Raw genomic sequence first — 16,060 nt, forward strand, 5'->3', positions numbered from 1 at the left:
ATGATCGAGATCGCGGGCCTCTTCATGCGGCTGTCGAGCGGCGGCAGGCCGCTGGAGGTGCTGAGCGATATCTCTCTCGAGGTGCCGGCCCGCCAGTTCGTGGCCATCGCGGGGCCTTCGGGCAGCGGGAAGTCCACCCTCCTCGGCCTCATCGCCGGGCTCGACCGGCCGAGCGCCGGCCGCATCACGGTCGGCGGTGTGGAGGTCACGCGGCTCGACCAGGACGCGCTGGCCCGCTTCAGGCGCGACACCATCGGTTACATCTTCCAGTCCTTCCATCTGATCCCGACACTCACGGCGCTGGAGAACGTGGCGGTGCCGCTCGAGCTGGGCGGCGACCGCGACGCGCTCGACCGGGCGCGCGCCCTCCTCGCCGAGGTGGGGCTCGCGGAGCGCGCCCACCATTACCCCGTGCAGCTCTCCGGCGGCGAGCAGCAACGCGTGGCCGTGGCGCGCGCCATCGCACGCCGGCCGCCGTTGCTCCTGGCCGACGAGCCCACGGGCAACCTCGACTCCGCCACGGGCAAGCAGATCATCGACCTCCTGCTGGCGCTGAACCGGACCCTGGGGAGCACGCTGGTGCTGGTGACCCACGACTCGGCGCTGGCCGCGCATGCCGACAGGCTGGTGCTGCTCCGCGACGGACGCATCGTGGGCGACGAGCCGATGAACGGGGCCATCGCGTGATCGGGATGGCCGCGCGCGAGCTGCGCGGAGCCTGGCGGCACTGGGGCTATGCGCTGGCCTGTGTCACGCTGGGAGTGGGCGCGGTGGTCGCCGTGGGGAGCTTCGCCGATGCGCTGGAGCGGACGGTCGGCCGCTCGGCCCGGGCGCTCATGGGCGCCGATGTGGAGATCCGCTCGACGCGGCCCCTGTCCGGCGAGGCGGACCGCGCGCTCGACGCCCTGGCGCCCGAGGGGATCGAGCGCCTGCACGTGGCGGAGCTGGCGGCCATGGCGCGCGCCGGAGACGCGAGCGCGCTCGTCGAGCTCAAGGCAGTCCCGGCGGGCTACCCGTTCTATGGCCGGCTCACGACGGACCCGGACCGCCCGCTCCCGGCGCTGATCGGCGGCAGGCGTGCCCTCGTCCAGGACGCGTTGCTGGCGCGGCTGGGCCTTGCTCCGGGCGATCGCGTGTGGATCGGCGAGGCGGAGTTCACCATCGCCGGACGCATCACCGGAGAGCCTGACCGCTCGGCAGGCGTCTTCTCGCTCGGGCCGCGCGTCCTCATCGCCGACGGCGATCTCCCCGCCACCGGCCTCATCCAGCCGGGCAGCCGCGTCCGCCACCGCACCCTGCTGCGCCTTCCGGCGGGCGAGGAGGCGGACGGGCTCCGCGAGCGCGTGGCACAGCTCCTGCCCGACCCCGGGCTCCGCATCACGACCTTCAGGCAGGCACAACCCGGGCTGCGTCGCTTCTGGGATCAGCTCACGCTCTATCTGGGGCTCACGGGACTCGTGGCACTCCTGGTGGGCGGCATCGGCGTGGGATCGAGCGTCAGCGCCTTCATCCGCGAGCGGCTCCGGACCATCGCCATTCTCAAGTGTCTGGGCGCCGGCTGGCGTCAGGTGCTCGCGATCTACCTCGCGCAGACGGTGACGCTGGGGCTGGCCGGCGGCATGCTCGGGGCGGCCATGGGCACAGCGCTCCAGCCGCTGCTGATCCCGTTCCTCTCGACCCTCCTGCCCTTCGAGGTGGAGCCGGTGTTCTCCCCGGGGGCGATCCTCCGCGGGATCGCGCTCGGGCTGGGCGTCACGCTCCTCTGCTCGCTCTGGCCGCTGCTCGAGATCCGGCGCGTGCCCCCGGCGCTGATCCTGAGGCGCGAGATCGAAGGCGCCCTGCCCGGCCGGCGTCCCTGGGGCGCCGCGCTCCCCATCGCGGCGGGGCTGGCGGCGCTGGCGCTCTGGCAGGCGGGGTCCTGGAAGGTCGGCGGTCTCTTCGTCGGCGGGGTTGCCGCGGGGCTCGGCCTCCTCCTCCTGGCCGGGCGGGTCGCCATCGTGGTGTCCCGGCGGCTGCCGCGCCGCGGACCGCTGGTCTGGCGCCAGGGTGTGGCGGCGCTCCATCGCCCGGGCGGCCACACGCCAGCCGTCCTCGTCACGCTGGGGCTGGCCGTGATGCTCATCGTCTCGGTGGTGCTCCTCGAGCGGAGCCTTCGCAGCGAGATCGCGGGGCGCAGCCCCGAGCGAGCGCCGGCCTTCTTCTTCGTGGACGTGCAGCCCGATCAGGCTGAGCGCTTCGCGCGCCTCGTCGCCGAGACCAGTGGCGAGGCGCCTCCCGAGCTGATCCCGGTGGTGCGCTCGCGACTGGCGGCGATCAAGGGAGTGCCCGTGGCGCCCGAGGCGGGGCGGCGAGAGGAACAGTGGTACCTCACCCGCGAGTACGTGCTGACCTGGGCGGCGGCGGCGCCGGGGCGCGACACCGTCGTGACCGGGCGCTGGTGGACGCCCGAGGAGGCGGCCCGCGAGCCGCTCTGCTCGGTCGAGGAGGAGATCGCGCGCACGCTGGGCGTCGCCCTCGGCGACACGCTGGCCTTCGACATCCAGGGCGTGACCGTGTCGGCCCGCGTCGCAAGCCTCAGGAAGGTCGACTGGCGGAGCCTCGGCGCCAACTTCTTCGTGATCTTCTCCCAGGGAGCGCTCGACGGCGCGCCCAGCATCTACCTCGCCACGGCGCGTGTGCGCCCCGAGCGGGAGGCGGCCGTGCAGTCAGCCGTGGTCACCGCCTTCCCCAACGTCACCGCCATCCCGGTCCGCGAGGTCCTCGAGCGCGTGGCGGCGATTCTCGAGCAGATCACGCTGGCCATCCGCCTGGTGGCGGCCTTCACCGTCGTGGCGGGGCTGGTGGTGCTGGCGGGAGCGCTGGCCATGACACGCCACCAGCGGCTCTACGAGTCGGTGATCTTCAAGGCCGTGGGCGCCACGCGAGGCCTCCTGGCCCGGGCCTTCGCCGTGGAGTACGCGCTCCTGGGCGGGGCGGCGGGGCTCGCCGGGACAGGGCTGGCCAGCGTGCTGGCGTGGGTCGTCGAGCGTTTCTTCCTCGAGGTGCCGTGGCGATGGCAGCCCGCGACGCTCCTGCTGGGAGTGGCGGGCCCCGCTGTCCTCGCCCTCGCTGTGGGCTTCCTCGCCAGCTTCCGCCTCCTCGGTCATCCGCCCCTCGGCGTCCTCCGCCAGGAGTGACGAGTGATGCCCGCCGACGGGTCCACGCTGCTGGACAGGCTCCGCGCACTCTTCCCCGAGGCCTCGACGACCAGTCTGCACCAGTGGCTCCGCGACGGGCGCGTGCGCGTCAACGGGGCCGTGAAGCGCGACGGGCGCGCGGCGGTGGGCGCTCGGGACAGGGTCGGCCTCGGCGCGACGGCCTCCCGCATGCCCTTCCCCGCCGCGCTCCGCCTCGTGCACGAGGACGCCGATCTCCTCGTGATCGACAAGCCGCCGGGCCTCCTCACGATCGCCACCGATCGGGAGCGGGAGCGCACGGCCTACCGGATGCTCTGGAGCTATCTCGGCGCCGGGCGCCCGCCGCAGCGCCCCTTCATCGTCCATCGCCTCGACCGCGAGACCTCGGGGCTCCTGGTCGTGGCCAAGACCCCGGCCGCCAAGCGCATCCTGCAGGAGCAGTTCGAGGCCCGCTCGGTGGAGCGCGTCTACGTCGCCCTCGTGGAGGGCCGGGTGCGCGAGGATCACGGGACGCTCGTCGCGCAACTTGCCCAGGACCGCGGGCTGCGCGTGCGCGCCGCCCGCGACGGCAAGGAGGCCATCACCCATTACCGCGTGCTGGAGCGGGACGCGGCCGTGACGCTGCTCGAGCTGACCCTGGGCACCGGGCGGCGGCAGCAGATCCGGGTCCAGCTCGCCGGCCTGGGCCACCCCATCGTGGGGGATGCGCGTCACGGCAGCGCGCGGAGCCCCATCGGCAGGCTCTGCCTTCACGCCACGCGGCTCGGCTTCGTCCACCCGCGGAGCGGCGCCGCCATGCGCTTCGAGAGCCCCGCGCCGGCCGCCTTCTCCCGCGTCGGCCGCGCGCTATAATCGCCGGGCGCGGGCGGGCGATAGCCCGGGTGCCCGCCAGGGGAAAACGGGACTCCCGCAGCGCGATCGAGCAGCCACACGCCGTGTTCCGGCGGGCGCGGGCGGGCGATAGCCCGGGTGCCCGCCAGGGGAAAACGGGACTCCCGCAGCGCGATCGAGCAGCCACACGCAGTGTTCCGGCGGGCGCGGGCGGGCGATAGCCCGGGTGCCCGCCAGGGGAAAACGGCAGGGGAAAACGGGACTCCCGCAGCGCGATCGAGCAGCCACACGCAGTGTTCCGGCGGGCGCGGGCGGGCGATAGCCCGGGTGCCCGCGCCTGGTGAAGGAGGCTTCCATGGCCGCATCGCCGTTCTCGCTGGAAGGCAGGATCGCCATCGTCACCGGGGGGGGCCTGGGCATCGGCCGCTCGATCTCCCTGGAGTTCGCCCGCGCCGGCGCCGACGTCGTCGTGGCGAGCCGCAAGCTCGAACACCTGGAAGCCGTGGTCGCCGAGATCAAGGCGCTGGGCCGCCGCTCCTTCGCCATGGCGGTGGACGTGCGCCAGGAGGACGGCGTGAAAGCGCTCGTGGAGCGCACGGCCCGGGAGCTCGGGCGGCTGGATGTCATGGTGAACAACGCCGGCGCCTCCTTCCGCGCCAAGCCCGAGGAGATCTCGCCCAATGGCTGGAACGCCGTGATCGGGATCAATCTCAACGGCGTCTTCTTCGGCTGCAAGTGGGCGGGGCGGCAGATGATGAGCCAGGGCCGCGGCGTCATCATCAACATCGCCTCAATCGCCGGCGTCTACGGCTCGACGATGATGCCGCATTACGGCGCCGCCAAGGCCGCCGTCATCAACTTCACCCGCAGCCTCGGCATGGCCTGGGGACGCCAGGGCATCCGCGTCAACTCCGTCGCCCCCGGCCCCGTCGAGACCGAGGGCTACCTCGACGTCCTCCACAAGACCAACCCGGACGCGAAGAGGACCTACGACGCCGTGGCCAACCGCGTGGGCATGGGCCGCTGGGGGCGCGTGGAGGAGATCGCCTACCCGTGCATCTTCCTCGCCTCCGACGCCTCCTCGTTCATGACAGGGGAGACCATCATCGTGGATGGCGGCCCGGCCCCGCACCTCGGCGAGGGGTAGAGCGCCGGCCGGGACGGCAGTCGACACGCGGCGCCCGGGGGGGGGCAGGGGGCCGGCCCCGCGGAACCGTGGCCCGTCCGGAGACGCTGCCGTGGGTGGCGACTCAGCGTGTTCCGCGGGGAGGGGCCCCTACCCCGGCCGGCGCCGGCTGCTGTCTGACAAACTCGGGGTAGATGGCCGCCAGCTGCTCGCGCACGGGGCCGCGCAGGAGCGCGAGCTGGTGCGGGGTCGGCGGCGGGGTGACCGGCGTCGGCCGCGGCGGGTGGAGCGGGAAGCCCGTGCGGGCCTCGACGTCCTCGAGCGTCGCGCCCGGGTGCACGCTCGTCAGCTCGAGCCGCTTCCGCTCCGGGTGGAAGGTCAGCACGGCGAGATCGCTCACCACCTCGCTCACCCCGCCGCGGCGATAGACACTCGGCGGCGAGGAGCCCGGCGCCGTCACGAAGTCCACCCGCGGCACGAAGACGCGGCGGCTGTGGTCGGTGCGGAAGAGGATGGTGCGGGGGATGACGAAGGGGAGCACGCCCTGGGCCCGCCCGCCGGGAAGCCGCACCGTGGGCCGGGCCGGATCGCCGATCAGGCAGAGGTTGAAGGCCCCAGTCCCGTCGATCTGGGCGCCGCTGCCGAAGAAGACGTCGATGCACCCCCGCATGGCGAAGTTGTAGAACTCCTGCATCCCGCCGTTGAACGGGAAATGCTCCGGGCTGCCGAGCAGGATGAGGCGGGCCCGCGGGGCATGGGTCGCCTTTGCGAGAAGAGAGGCGCTGGCGGGGATCGGGGACACCGAGCCCACGGCGATGGTCTCCCCGTCGCGGAGGAGGCGGGCGATGGCGGCGGCCATCAGCTCGGCCGGGGTGTAGTCGGCCACCACGGCTCAGCTCCGCGCCGCGCCGGCCGGCACGGCCGCGACGCGCTCGAGGTATTCCGCGTGGCTCCGAGTCCCGAGGACGTAGCGGGCCAGGTAGGCGCGCATCCCCTCGGCGCTTCCCGCCGCATGCAGGTACTCGGCGATATGGGCGCGGTCGTCGCCGTAATGTCCGACGCAACCGGTGGGGTGGGCGCCACGCGGGGCGTGGACCAGGGCTGTGACGTGGATGCCGGGGATCAGCACCCCCGTGTGCGGTTCCGCCGCCAGGTCCCCCTCCGACACCTCCTCCACGGTGGCGATGACGAGGCGGGCGGCCTGGGCGATCAGCTTGGCGTCCAGCCTCCCCCAGGTGATGACATTGCCTGCGCGGTCGCCGCGGAAGCCGTGGAACACGGCCACGTCCGGAGCGATGGCCGGCACCACGGCGATCTCCTCGCGGGGATCGTAGGGGTTCGCCATCGCGACGAAGTCGGGGCGGACCTTCATGTAGTCGGTCCCGAGGAGCCCCCGCACGGGGAGGAAGGGGACGTTCATCACTCCAGCCTGGAGCGCGGCGATGAGGGCAGGTCAGGTGTGCTCCCGGCACACGAGCGTGCCGGCCTCGGCGTGGCGGCGGAAATTGGTGGCGAAGCCGTACTCGAGGAAGGAGAGGCTCGAGAGCTCCACCTCGGCGAGCGCGCCTGCGCCGATCATCAGGTCGGCCACGAAGCCCGAGCTGGGCGCGAGGACCAGGCGGAGACGGCGCCGCTCCTGACGGAGGAGCTCGTGGAAGAAGGCCACGGGCTCCATCTTCATGTAGCCCACGTAGACCACCTGGTCGCCGTCACGCACCAGGCCGGCGGCCTCCCGCATGCTCATCGGGGCACTGTCCATCGCGGGCTCCCTCCTCGTGCCGGCATGGTATCACCGGAACCGGCCGCCCGGCCCCCGGCGCTATTGCCAGGCGAGGGCGGTGGCCCTGAACCGCGCCAGGTCGCCCAGGCGCCCCGCGAGGATCCCGACGACGATCTCCGCGTCCACGCGTGCATACTCGTGGACGAGGACGTTGCGGAACCCGGCCATGCGAACCATCTGCGCTGTCAGTGCGGCATCGAGCAGACCGGCCTCGCCCAGGATCTCGAAGGCTTCGGCGTAGGTGGCCGGAACGCGGAGACCGCGGTCGGCGATGATGTGACTCGCCACGTCCACGCACACCTCGATGGCCATCTGGAGGGTGCGCTCGACGATGCGCTGGATCTTCCAGTCCCGGCGGTACTCCTCGACGGTGATCCCCCGGTACTCCGAGACCTGCACCAGGTACTGATCGAGGTCGGCGAGCTTGCGGAGGATCAGATCCGGGTCAACCACGAGCGAACCGCCGCGACAGGAGCCGGTGCTCCAGGACCCTGAAGTCCATGAACTGCCGGAGTACTTGCGACTCGAAGCGGTGACGGCGGAAGGGGTCCCGATCCAGGATGACCCGACGCGTGCCGAGGATCCGCCCTGCCAGGGCCGTGGGCGCCATGTCGAGGACCACCAGGTCCACCTCGTCGGTGCCGAGGTGCCTGGTGAGCAGCTGGAGGATCTCCAGCCGGGCGTCCGCCGGATCCGCTGACTCATCGACATAGACGGCCACGTCCACGTCGCTGAGGGGGCGGAGCGTGCGTGTCGCGGCGCTCCCGAAGAGGTACGCAAAGACGACGGCCGGGCAGGCCTCCAGCGTCCGACCCAGTGTGTGGAGCCGCGACTGGATGTCCGCCGGGAGGGGCTTCGCGCGAATCATGCGGGCATTATAGCGGTGGGCGGCGAGCACTGGCTCCGGTTTCCCTGGCGCCCCTGCCGGGCCCGCTGGCGATGGGGCCGGCTAGCGGATGACGAAGCGGAGGCAGGCGTGGGCCTGGCGGAGCGCGGCCTCGGCCTCGGCCGGCGTGTCGGCGCGGGAGAAGATGAAGCCGAGATAGCGGTGCCCCTCGGGGAGCGGCACAAGCTCCTGCCCCGCATGCGCGCTGATCGTCACGTCCTCCACCAGCGGCACGGCGCGGGCGGCGTCGACCCCTTCCACAGCCTCGAGGATGCCGGCCCTCGGGATGGGAATCATCATCACCGCCGCCGCGCGGCCCTCGCGCTCGAGCGTCTCGATGGGCAGCCCCAGCGCATGCCGCAGGATGATCTCCTCGAGGCTCCACCCCGTGCCGAAGCGTAGCGTGCGCGAGCAGAGCCCGCCGATGGAGCGGGCGGCGATCTCGAGCATCCACGGCCCCTCGGTGTTCAGGCGCAGCTCGGCGTGCACGGGGCCATCCTGGAGCCCCAGCGCCGTTGCGGCGCGGGCGGCGCAGACCTGGATGGCCCGCTGCGTCGCAGCCGGGAGCCGGGAGGGTGTCACGTAGATGGTCTCCTCGAAGAACGGGCCGTCCAGCGGGTCCGGCTTGTCGAAGAGCGCCAGCGTGTTGAGCTCGCCGTGATTGAGGAGCCCCTCCAGCGCCACCTCGACGCCCGGGATGAAGCGCTCCACCAGGATGCGGTCGGCGCCCTCGCCGAGGGCCTGCACCTCCGGGTCCGCCAGGATGGCCGCGATGCGCCGGAAGGCCCGAACGAACTCCGCCTCGTCGTCGGCGCGGATCACCCCCCGGCTCGCCGACAACATGAGCGGTTTGAGCACGCAGGGGTACGGCACGCGCCGCGCGGCGGCCGCCGGGTCCTCGGTCGCCGCGAAGGCGATGTGGTCCGGTCCCGGCACCCCGGCCCGCGCCAGCATCGCGCGCATGCGGAGCTTGTTCCGCGTCGCGCTGACGGCCGCCACGGGATTCGCCGCAGGGAGACCCAGTCGCTCGGCGATGACCGCGCCTACCACCGTCGTGACGTCGTCCACGGGCACCACGGCATGAATCGGGCGCTCGCGGGCCAGCGCCTCGACCTGCCGGGCGGCGGCCTCGGGGTCGTGGAAGGGAAGCGTGAGCAGGTGGTCCGGGAACTCGCCCGACATGACGCTGGGCCGCTCCGAGGCGATGACGAGATCCACCCCGAGCTGGCTGGCCGCCGCGACGAAGTCCTCGGTGCGGTAGGTGCTGGTGGGGATCAGCAGGAGGAGGCGCTTGCGCCCGTCGCCGGGCCGTGGGCGGCGGCGGCTACGCGCGGGACGAGAGGTGCGGGCTGGCTCCGGGATCATGATGGGCAGAGTCGAACGTGTCGCTCGCAGTGAAGTGAGTTTATCATGACGCAACCGAGGCGGTCGAAACGGGGGTGACGGCGCCTGAGATCGCGCGAGGAGACCCGCCCAGCGCAACCATCCGGCGGGGGCGGGCGTGGCGACAGCCCGGGTGCCCGCCCCTGTGGGGGTGACAGCACCTGAGATCGCGCGAGGAGACCCGCCCAGCGCAACCATCCGGCGGGGGCGGGCGTGGCGACAGCCCGGGTGCCCGCCCCTGGTGAAGGAGCCATCGCATGCGCATCGGCATCATGATCGAGGGACAGGAGGGGCTCACCTGGGAGCGCTGGTTCAGGCTCGCGCAGGCCGCCGAGGATCTCGGCTACGAGTCCCTGTGCCGCTCCGACCACCTGACGGGGCTCGCCGGCCAGTCGCGGCGGCCGTCACTCGAGACGTGGACCTCGATCGCGGCGCTGGCGACCCGCACGCGGCGCATCCGCTTCGGCCCCCTCGTCTCCCCCCTCACCTTCTACCATCCGGCGCTGCTCGCCAAGATGGCGGCGTCCGTGGACGCGCTGTCGGGCGGCCGGGTCGACCTCGGCATCGGCGCCGGCTGGAACGCGTACGAGCACGCGATGTTCGGGCTGCCGTTCCCCCCTCTCAAGGAGCGCCTCGATCGCCTCGAGTGCGGCGCCCGGCTCATCCGGGCTCTCGGCGTGGGCCAGCCCGTCACGCTCGAGCAGCCCTATTTCCCGCTCCTCAGGGCCGAGAGCCACCCCCTGCCGCGCCACGGTCGGCTACGGCTGGTGATCGGCGGGCGGGGCGAGCGCCGAACCCTGCGGATCGTGGCGGAGTTCGCCGACGAGTGGAATGTGACGCGCGTGGACGTGGGGGGCTTCCGCCAGAAGCGCCAGGTGCTGGCCGAGCACTGCCGGGCCGTCGGCCGCGATCCCGAGACCATCACTCGCTCGCTGATGGTCCCCCTGGCCCTCGGCGCCGACCCGGCCGACGTGGCGCAGCGGATCGGCGCCGCCCGGGCCATCTTCCCCGTCCTGCCCGAGGACGAGGAGGGCTGGCGCGCGGCGGGCTTCCTGGCCGGCTCCCCGGAGGCCGTCGCGCAGGATCTCCGGTGGTGGGCCGAGGCCGGAATGGAGCGGGTCCTCCTCCAGCTCCTGGATCAGGAGGACATCGCGGCGCTGGAGCTCTTCGCGCGGGCCGTGATGCCCGCCCTCGCCTGAGCCGCGGAACCCGGGGAGGATGGCTGCCATGCCTGCAGGGGATGCGATCGTCGCGCTGGTCACCCTCACCGCCATGGAGATCGTGCTCGGCATCGACAACGTCGTCTTCATCGCCATCCTGACGGGACGGCTGCCGACGGGCCAGCAGGCCCTGGCCCGTCGGCTCGGCCTCGCGCTGGCGCTGGTGATCCGGATCGGTCTCCTCTTCGCCATCTCGTGGATGATGGGCCTGACGGCCCCCTTCGTCTCCGTCCTCGGCCATCCCGTATCGGGGCGCGACCTGATCCTCCTGGGGGGCGGCCTCTTCCTGATCGGGAAGGCCACCTGGGAGGTCTACGACAAGCTGGAGGCCGAGCACGTCGAGACCGCGTCGGCCGGGCAGCGGACAGCCTTGCTGTGGGTCCTCGCGCAGATCCTCCTCCTCGACATCGTCTTCTCGCTCGATTCGGTGATCACGGCGGTGGGCATGGCCAGCCAGGTCTCCATCATGGTGGTCGCCATGGTCCTCGCCATGCTGGTGATGCTCGTCTCCGCCGGCCCCATCGGCGGCTTCGTCGAGCGCCACCCGAGCGTGAAGATCCTGGCGCTGGCCTTCCTCCTGCTCATCGGCGTGATGCTGGTGGCCGAGGGGATGGGTACCCACGTGGAGAAGGGCTACCTCTACTTCGCCATGGCCTTCTCGCTCTTCGTGGAGCTGCTGAACCTGCGCTACCGCGCCAAGCGCCGGCCGCTGCCCCTCCACCACCGCTTCGAGTAGGGGGTCAGGTCTTGCAAACCGACACGTCACCCTGACCGATGTCGTAATGCAAGACCTGACCCCTACGAGAGGAGGCGGCGGAGCTGGGCCATGGACTTCACGACGAAGTGCGCGACGCCGTCGAGACCGCCGTCGGGGGCGAAGAGGATGGCCGTCATCCCCACGCGGCGGGCGCCGCGGATGTCGGAGTCCACGCTGTCCCCCACCATGGCGGCCTCCTCGGCGCGCACCCTCATACGCTGAAGCGCCAGCTCGAAGAGCGGCGGCTCGGGCTTGCCGATCACGACGGGGCGGGCGCCCGCCGCCGCCGCCACCGATTCCGCCACCGCCCCGCAGCCGGGGAGGAAGTCGCCGCCCTCGAGCGGCAGCCGCGGGTCGAGGTTCGCCGTGACGAAGGCCGCGCCGCCCGCGATCGCGCGAGCGGCGGCCGTCAGCCGCTCGAAGCTGAACGCGAAGTCGTTGCCCACCACGACCACCGTGGCCTCGCCGTAGCGGTCCATGGGCACCAGCGTGTGGCCGCCGTCCCGCACCGCCGCCTCGAGCTCGGGGCCCCCGATGGCGAGCACCCGCGACGCCCCCCAGCGCGCGGCGATCACCTGGCCGAGGATCTCGAGCGGCGTGAGGACGTCTTCCACCGCGGCCTCGACGCCCAGGCGCGCGAGCTTGGCGTGCATGGTGGCTGACCGCGCCCGCGAGTTGTTGGTGAGGAAGGACACCGCCCGCCCCTGCGCTCTCAGGAGGGCCAGCACCTCGGCCGCTCCCGGCACGAGGATGTCGCCCGTCCACACACAGCCGTCCAGATCGAAGACGAAGCCGCGCAGCGCGCGCAGCTCCCGGCGCGACATGGTCACGTCAGCCGCCTCCGGACGGCGGCGGAGCCCACCTCCGACAGCGCCACCACGCCGAGGATCACGAGCAGGATGAGCCCCACGCGCGCCCACTCGAGCCCGAGGATCGCGGTGTTCAGCACGAAGCCGATGCCGCCCGCGCCCACGATGCCGAGCACCGTGGACTCCCTGATGTTGATGTCCCAGCGGAAGACGCAGACCCCGGCGAACACGGGGCGGATCTGCGGCACGATCCCGAAGAAGAGCACGTGCAGGCGGCCCGCGCCGGTGGCGGTCACCGCCTCCACCTGCCCGCGGTCGATCTCCTCGATCCCCTCGGCGAAGAGCTTGGAGACGAAGCCGAGGGATCGGACCGCCACCGCCAGCGCTCCCGCCAGCGAGCCGGGCCCGACGATGATGATGAAGATGAGGGCCCAGACCAGCGAGTCCACGGAGCGGCTCACCACGATCAGCAGCCGGGCGGCGAGATAGACGGGACGGTTGAGCGTGGTGTTGCGCGCCGCCAGGAAGGCGACGGGGCAGGCCAGGAGCACCGCCAGCGCCGTGCCCAGGGTGGCGATGTTCACGGTCTGCAACAACGGCTCCAGGAGCGCCCCCGCGAAGGCCCAGTCGGGCGGCAGCATGCGCCCGAAGAGGTCGGCCAGCTGGGTGGGTGAGTCCGCCACCCACTCCCAGCGGACGCCCATGCCCCGCGCCGCCCACACGATGGCCGCCACGATGGACACCCGCAGCAGGAGCCGGCCGGCCGCCTGGGCGGGCGTGTACCGCACCCAGACCTGCGGTCCCGCCTCCGGCCCGGCGATCACTGGATGCGCCGGCGCGCCCACGCGCTCAGCCACTCGCCGAGGCTCACGATGGCCACGATGACGAGCAGGATGGCCAGCGTGAAGTCGTAGTCGTAGCGGGAGAAGGAGTTGTACAGCGTGGTCCCGATGCCACCCGCCCCCACGATGCCGATGATGGTCGACTGGCGCAGGTGGATGTCCCACTGGTACACCGTGAGCCCCACGATGCGCGGCAGCACCTGGGGGAGCACCCCGTAGAGGAGCACCGCGCCGCGCCCGGCCCCGGTGGCGCGCACCGCCTCCACCTGGCCGCGGTCGATCTGCTCGATCTGCTCCGCCAGCAGCTTGCTGAAGAACCCCAGCGAGTTCACCGTCAGCGTGAGCATCCCCGCCAGTGGGCCGAAGCCCACCGCCTTGACCAGGATGATGGCGACGATGATCTCGTGGAAGGTTCGCCCCACCGTGACGATGCCGCGCCCCGCGGCGTACACGGGCAGCGGCCCCACGTTGCGGGCGGCCATCACGGCCACGGGGATGCCGAGCACAGTGCCGAGGGCGGTGGAGAGCGTGGCCATCTGCAGGCTCTCCACGATCCCCTCCCGCAGGAGCTCCCACCGCTGGAAGTCCGGCGGGAAGGCCCGGCCGAAGACGGTGCCGGCCCGCGCGAGGCCGCGCGCGAGACGGGCCGCGTCCACCTCGAGGTTCCACACGTTCCAGGCGAGGAAGGCTGCCAGGCCGAGCCAGGCGGCCGGGCCCATCCAGCGCGCGGGCCATGCGGAGGGCGGGCGCCAGACGGCGGCGTGGCTCATGCCAGGGCCGCCTCCAGCTCCTCGCCGGCGCCGCCGTAGATCAGGCCGAGGGCGGCGCGGTCCAGGGCCGCGGGGGGGCCCTCGAAGACCACGCGGCCCGCGCTGAGCCCGATGATCCGCTGGGCGAAGCGGCGGGCCAGGCGCACGTCGTGGATGTTGATCAGGGCCGGGATGCGCTCCTCGACGGCGAGCTCGGTGATGAGCGCCATCACCGCCTCGGAGGTCTTCGGATCGAGGCTCGAGGTGGGTTCGTCCACGAGGAGGATCTTCGGGCGCTGCACCAGGGCGCGCGCGATGCCCACCCGCTGGCGCTGCCCCCCGGAGAGCGCATCCGCCCGCTTGTTCTCCATCCCCTCGAGCCCCACGCGCCGGAGCGTGGCAAAGGCCATCGCCACGTCCGCGGGCGGGAAGCGACGGCGCCACGCCTTCCAGAGCCCCACGTAGCCCAGCCGGCCCGACAGCACGTTCTCCATCACGGTGAGGCGCTCCACGAGATTGAACTCCTGGAAGATCATCCCCATCTGGCGGCGGGCGCGGCGCAGCTCGGCAGGGGGGAGCGTCCTCAGCTCGAGCCCGTCCAGCCGGACGGAGCCCGCGTCGGGCTCGACGAGCCGATTGATGCAGCGGATCACCTCGTCGTCGGCCACGGTGAGGGAGACCCCCCGCAGGGCGAGGTCACCCGTGGGGTAGCGCTTCGCGAGCGCCGAGACCTCGAGCACCGCCGGGCTTTCGCGCCTACTCGCCGCCCTTGCGGGCCGGCCTGGAGAACTTCTGGTACTCGGGGGAGTCGCGGGTGAACCGGGCGCCGTTGGCCTCGAGGATGCCCACGACGGCCCCCCAGTCCTTCCGGTAGTCGATGGGCACGAAGCCCACCGAGTCCCTGAACTCCTTGCCCAGGCTCGACCCCTGGATCTTGAAGGTGTAGAAGGCCTCCTTGATCTTCTCCGCGAGCCGGGGCTCGAGCGCGTGGTAGTAGGCGAAACCCGCCGTGGGGAACACGGGCGAGGTGTAGACGACCTTGTAGTCGGTGGCCTTGACCACACCGCGGTTGACCATGCGCTCGAGCACGGAGTCGGCCACCGCCGCGGCGTCGTAGTCGCCATTGACCACGCCGAGCACGGAGTTGTCGTGCTTGCCCGAGAACGCGATCTGGTAGTCCTTGCCCGGCACCACGCCGAGCTTCGAGAAGAAATACACCGGCGCCTGATGCCCCGAGTTGGAGGTCTGCGAGACGTGGGCCACGCGCTTCCCCTTGAGGTCGGCCACCGAGTTGATCCGGGCGTTCGCGGCCTGGACGATGACGATCAGGTGATAGCCGCGCGCCCCCTTCGGCGTGGCCATCTGGGCGAAGGGCACGGCCCCCGAGAGGTTCACGCCGTAGGGCAGGCTCCCCGTGGAGTACCCGGTGATGTGCAGCCGCCCCGAGCGCATGGCCTCCAGCTGGGCAGCGTAGTTCTGCGGTCCGAAGAACTGCGTCTTCTTCCCCGTCACCTTCTCGACGTGGCGGAGCAGGTCGGCGAACACCGAGCCGTACACGGCCGGGTCCTCCACCGGCACGTAGGCGAAGACCAGCGTGTCGGGGTTGAGGATCCTGGCGGGGTCCTTCGGGACATCGGGGATGCCGTCACCGTTCTCGTCGCAGTAGAGGACGTCGAGCGTGCCGCGCGCCTTGCAGGCCTCGGCGGCCCCGGCCGTCCCCGCGAGCACGAGGCCGGCGGCCACGAGGATGAGCAGCGGGGTCAGGACCCTGGGCGTTCGCATGGTCTCCTCCCGGCCCGCTCAGTCCGCGAGCCGCTGACGGATACTAACACGGGGCGCGCGGGGCCGAGGCGGCGGGGGAAAAGCCTGCCGGGGGCGGGCCATTCGCGCTAGAGTCCTCGTATGGACCCGGCCCAGCCCAAGCCGCGGACCTACACTCTCCAGCGGGCCGGAGCGATCGTCTTCGCGCTCGCCGCCATCCTCCCGCTGCTCCTCCTCTCCTACACGCTCTACGACCTGGGCGTCCTCGGCAAGCCCCGGGCGCAGGTGGGCCTCGCTCTGGCGCTGGGTGGCGTGCTCATCGGCGCCTACATCTTCTGGGGCATGATGGCCCGCCTGGCGGAGGTTCTCCGCGCCTCGGTCAAGCTCCCGGAGGCCTCCCCGGGCCCGGAAGCTCCCGCAGCGCCGCCGGCCGAGTTCGACCTGCCCGGACTGGGGACGATCCGGGAGGCCGAGCCCATCCGCGAGAGCGACATGCTTCCGGGCACCATCGACGAGCTCCGCGCCATGTGGCAGGCCGAGGCCGAGCCGCTGGTCGGCCGGCGGGTCTCCGTCTCCGTGCGCAATGCGCCCGAGCCCCTCATGGGCGCGCTCAGCCAGATCACCGGCGACGGCCTGCTCCTGCTGGACGACGACGGCAAGAAGCTGGGGGTCAGCTACCGCCGCATCTCGGCCATCGAGGCCCAGCGCGCCTCCTCCCCCCGCGCCGCCCCGCACTGACG

Annotated in this window: 18 protein-coding genes; 7 read left to right on the forward strand and 11 right to left on the reverse strand. The window is 72.3% G+C overall.

What is annotated here, in order from left to right; translation table 11 throughout:
- The 4 genes from HYV93_05550 (at position 1) to HYV93_05565 (ending at position 5,154) form a co-directional block, all read left to right on the forward strand.
- A complete protein-coding gene (locus HYV93_05550) occupies positions 1 to 687 on the forward strand; it encodes an ABC transporter ATP-binding protein (protein ID MBI2525427.1) in 687 nt (228 codons plus the stop codon).
- Positions 684 to 3,176: an ABC transporter permease gene (locus HYV93_05555; GenBank protein ID MBI2525428.1), complete on the forward strand. Its 2,493-nt coding sequence runs from the start codon at positions 684 to 686 to the stop codon at positions 3,174 to 3,176. Before HYV93_05550 ends, HYV93_05555 begins: the two co-directional genes overlap by 4 nt.
- A 6-nt stretch (positions 3,177 to 3,182) precedes the next feature.
- On the forward strand, positions 3,183 to 4,028 hold the full coding sequence (locus HYV93_05560) for an RluA family pseudouridine synthase (GenBank protein ID MBI2525429.1): 846 nt from the start codon (positions 3,183 to 3,185) through the stop codon (positions 4,026 to 4,028).
- Positions 4,029 to 4,362: 334 nt separating this feature from the next.
- Complete coding sequence (locus HYV93_05565) at positions 4,363 to 5,154, forward strand: glucose 1-dehydrogenase (protein MBI2525430.1); 792 nt, start codon at positions 4,363 to 4,365, stop codon at positions 5,152 to 5,154.
- A 103-nt stretch (positions 5,155 to 5,257) separates the two neighbouring features.
- Here the strand turns inward: HYV93_05565 and HYV93_05570 are convergent, their stop codons facing one another.
- The 6 genes from HYV93_05570 to HYV93_05595 all read right to left on the reverse strand — a co-directional run bounded on the left by HYV93_05570 (position 5,258) and on the right by HYV93_05595 (position 9,164).
- A complete protein-coding gene (locus tag HYV93_05570) occupies positions 5,258 to 6,022 on the reverse strand; it encodes a CoA synthetase (protein ID MBI2525431.1) in 765 nt (254 codons plus the stop codon).
- Between the two features lie 3 nt (positions 6,023 to 6,025).
- Positions 6,026 to 6,553, reverse strand: a complete 528-nt coding sequence (locus tag HYV93_05575) for a hypothetical protein (GenBank protein ID MBI2525432.1) — start codon at positions 6,551 to 6,553, stop codon at positions 6,026 to 6,028.
- Between the two features lie 33 nt (positions 6,554 to 6,586).
- On the reverse strand, positions 6,587 to 6,892 hold the full coding sequence (locus HYV93_05580; protein ID MBI2525433.1) for a hypothetical protein: 306 nt from the start codon (positions 6,890 to 6,892) through the stop codon (positions 6,587 to 6,589).
- 60 nt (positions 6,893 to 6,952) lie between these two features.
- Entirely contained in the window at positions 6,953 to 7,366 is a 414-nt protein-coding gene (locus HYV93_05585; protein ID MBI2525434.1) for a DUF86 domain-containing protein, read from the reverse strand.
- On the reverse strand, positions 7,359 to 7,781 hold the full coding sequence (locus tag HYV93_05590) for a nucleotidyltransferase domain-containing protein (GenBank protein ID MBI2525435.1): 423 nt from the start codon (positions 7,779 to 7,781) through the stop codon (positions 7,359 to 7,361). The genes HYV93_05585 and HYV93_05590 overlap by 8 nt, the downstream gene beginning before the upstream one ends.
- 81 nt (positions 7,782 to 7,862) lie before the next feature.
- Positions 7,863 to 9,164, reverse strand: a complete 1,302-nt coding sequence (locus tag HYV93_05595; protein ID MBI2525436.1) for an ATP-grasp domain-containing protein — start codon at positions 9,162 to 9,164, stop codon at positions 7,863 to 7,865.
- Between the two features lie 275 nt (positions 9,165 to 9,439).
- On the opposite strand from HYV93_05595, the gene HYV93_05600 reads away from it, so the two are divergent.
- Positions 9,440 to 10,381, forward strand: a complete 942-nt coding sequence (locus tag HYV93_05600) for a TIGR03560 family F420-dependent LLM class oxidoreductase (protein ID MBI2525437.1) — start codon at positions 9,440 to 9,442, stop codon at positions 10,379 to 10,381.
- Between the two features lie 19 nt (positions 10,382 to 10,400).
- Entirely contained in the window at positions 10,401 to 11,138 is a 738-nt protein-coding gene (locus HYV93_05605) for a TerC family protein (GenBank protein ID MBI2525438.1), read from the forward strand.
- Positions 11,139 to 11,200: 62 nt separating this feature from the next.
- On the opposite strand, the gene HYV93_05610 is transcribed toward HYV93_05605, so the two are convergent.
- From HYV93_05610 to phnD, 5 genes are read right to left on the reverse strand one after another with little or no spacing between them, the layout of a single operon-like run.
- On the reverse strand, positions 11,201 to 11,989 hold the full coding sequence (locus HYV93_05610; protein ID MBI2525439.1) for an HAD-IIA family hydrolase: 789 nt from the start codon (positions 11,987 to 11,989) through the stop codon (positions 11,201 to 11,203).
- Positions 11,986 to 12,792 carry a phosphonate ABC transporter, permease protein PhnE gene (phnE, locus tag HYV93_05615; GenBank protein MBI2525440.1) on the reverse strand — a complete coding sequence of 269 codons (807 nt, stop codon included), beginning with the start codon at positions 12,790 to 12,792 and terminating at the stop codon, positions 11,986 to 11,988. The genes HYV93_05610 and phnE (HYV93_05615) overlap by 4 nt, the downstream gene beginning before the upstream one ends.
- Positions 12,789 to 13,580 (reverse strand): phosphonate ABC transporter, permease protein PhnE, encoded by a 792-nt coding sequence (gene phnE / locus HYV93_05620; GenBank protein ID MBI2525441.1) that lies wholly within the window; start codon positions 13,578 to 13,580, stop codon positions 12,789 to 12,791. Before phnE (HYV93_05620) ends, phnE (HYV93_05615) begins: the two co-directional genes overlap by 4 nt.
- Entirely contained in the window at positions 13,577 to 14,299 is a 723-nt protein-coding gene (locus HYV93_05625; protein MBI2525442.1) for a phosphonate ABC transporter ATP-binding protein, read from the reverse strand. Before HYV93_05625 ends, phnE (HYV93_05620) begins: the two co-directional genes overlap by 4 nt.
- 16 nt (positions 14,300 to 14,315) lie before the next feature.
- Complete coding sequence (gene phnD / locus HYV93_05630) at positions 14,316 to 15,341, reverse strand: phosphate/phosphite/phosphonate ABC transporter substrate-binding protein (GenBank protein MBI2525443.1); 1,026 nt, start codon at positions 15,339 to 15,341, stop codon at positions 14,316 to 14,318.
- A gap of 120 nt (positions 15,342 to 15,461) precedes the next feature.
- Between phnD and HYV93_05635 the strand changes: the two genes are divergently transcribed.
- Positions 15,462 to 16,058, forward strand: coding sequence for a hypothetical protein (locus tag HYV93_05635; protein MBI2525444.1), 597 nt, complete (start codon positions 15,462 to 15,464; stop codon positions 16,056 to 16,058).
- Positions 16,059 to 16,060: the final 2 nt, after the last annotated feature.

This window comes from Candidatus Rokuibacteriota bacterium, assembly GCA_016188005.1.
Classification (GTDB): Bacteria; Methylomirabilota; Methylomirabilia; order Rokubacteriales; family CSP1-6; genus UBA12499.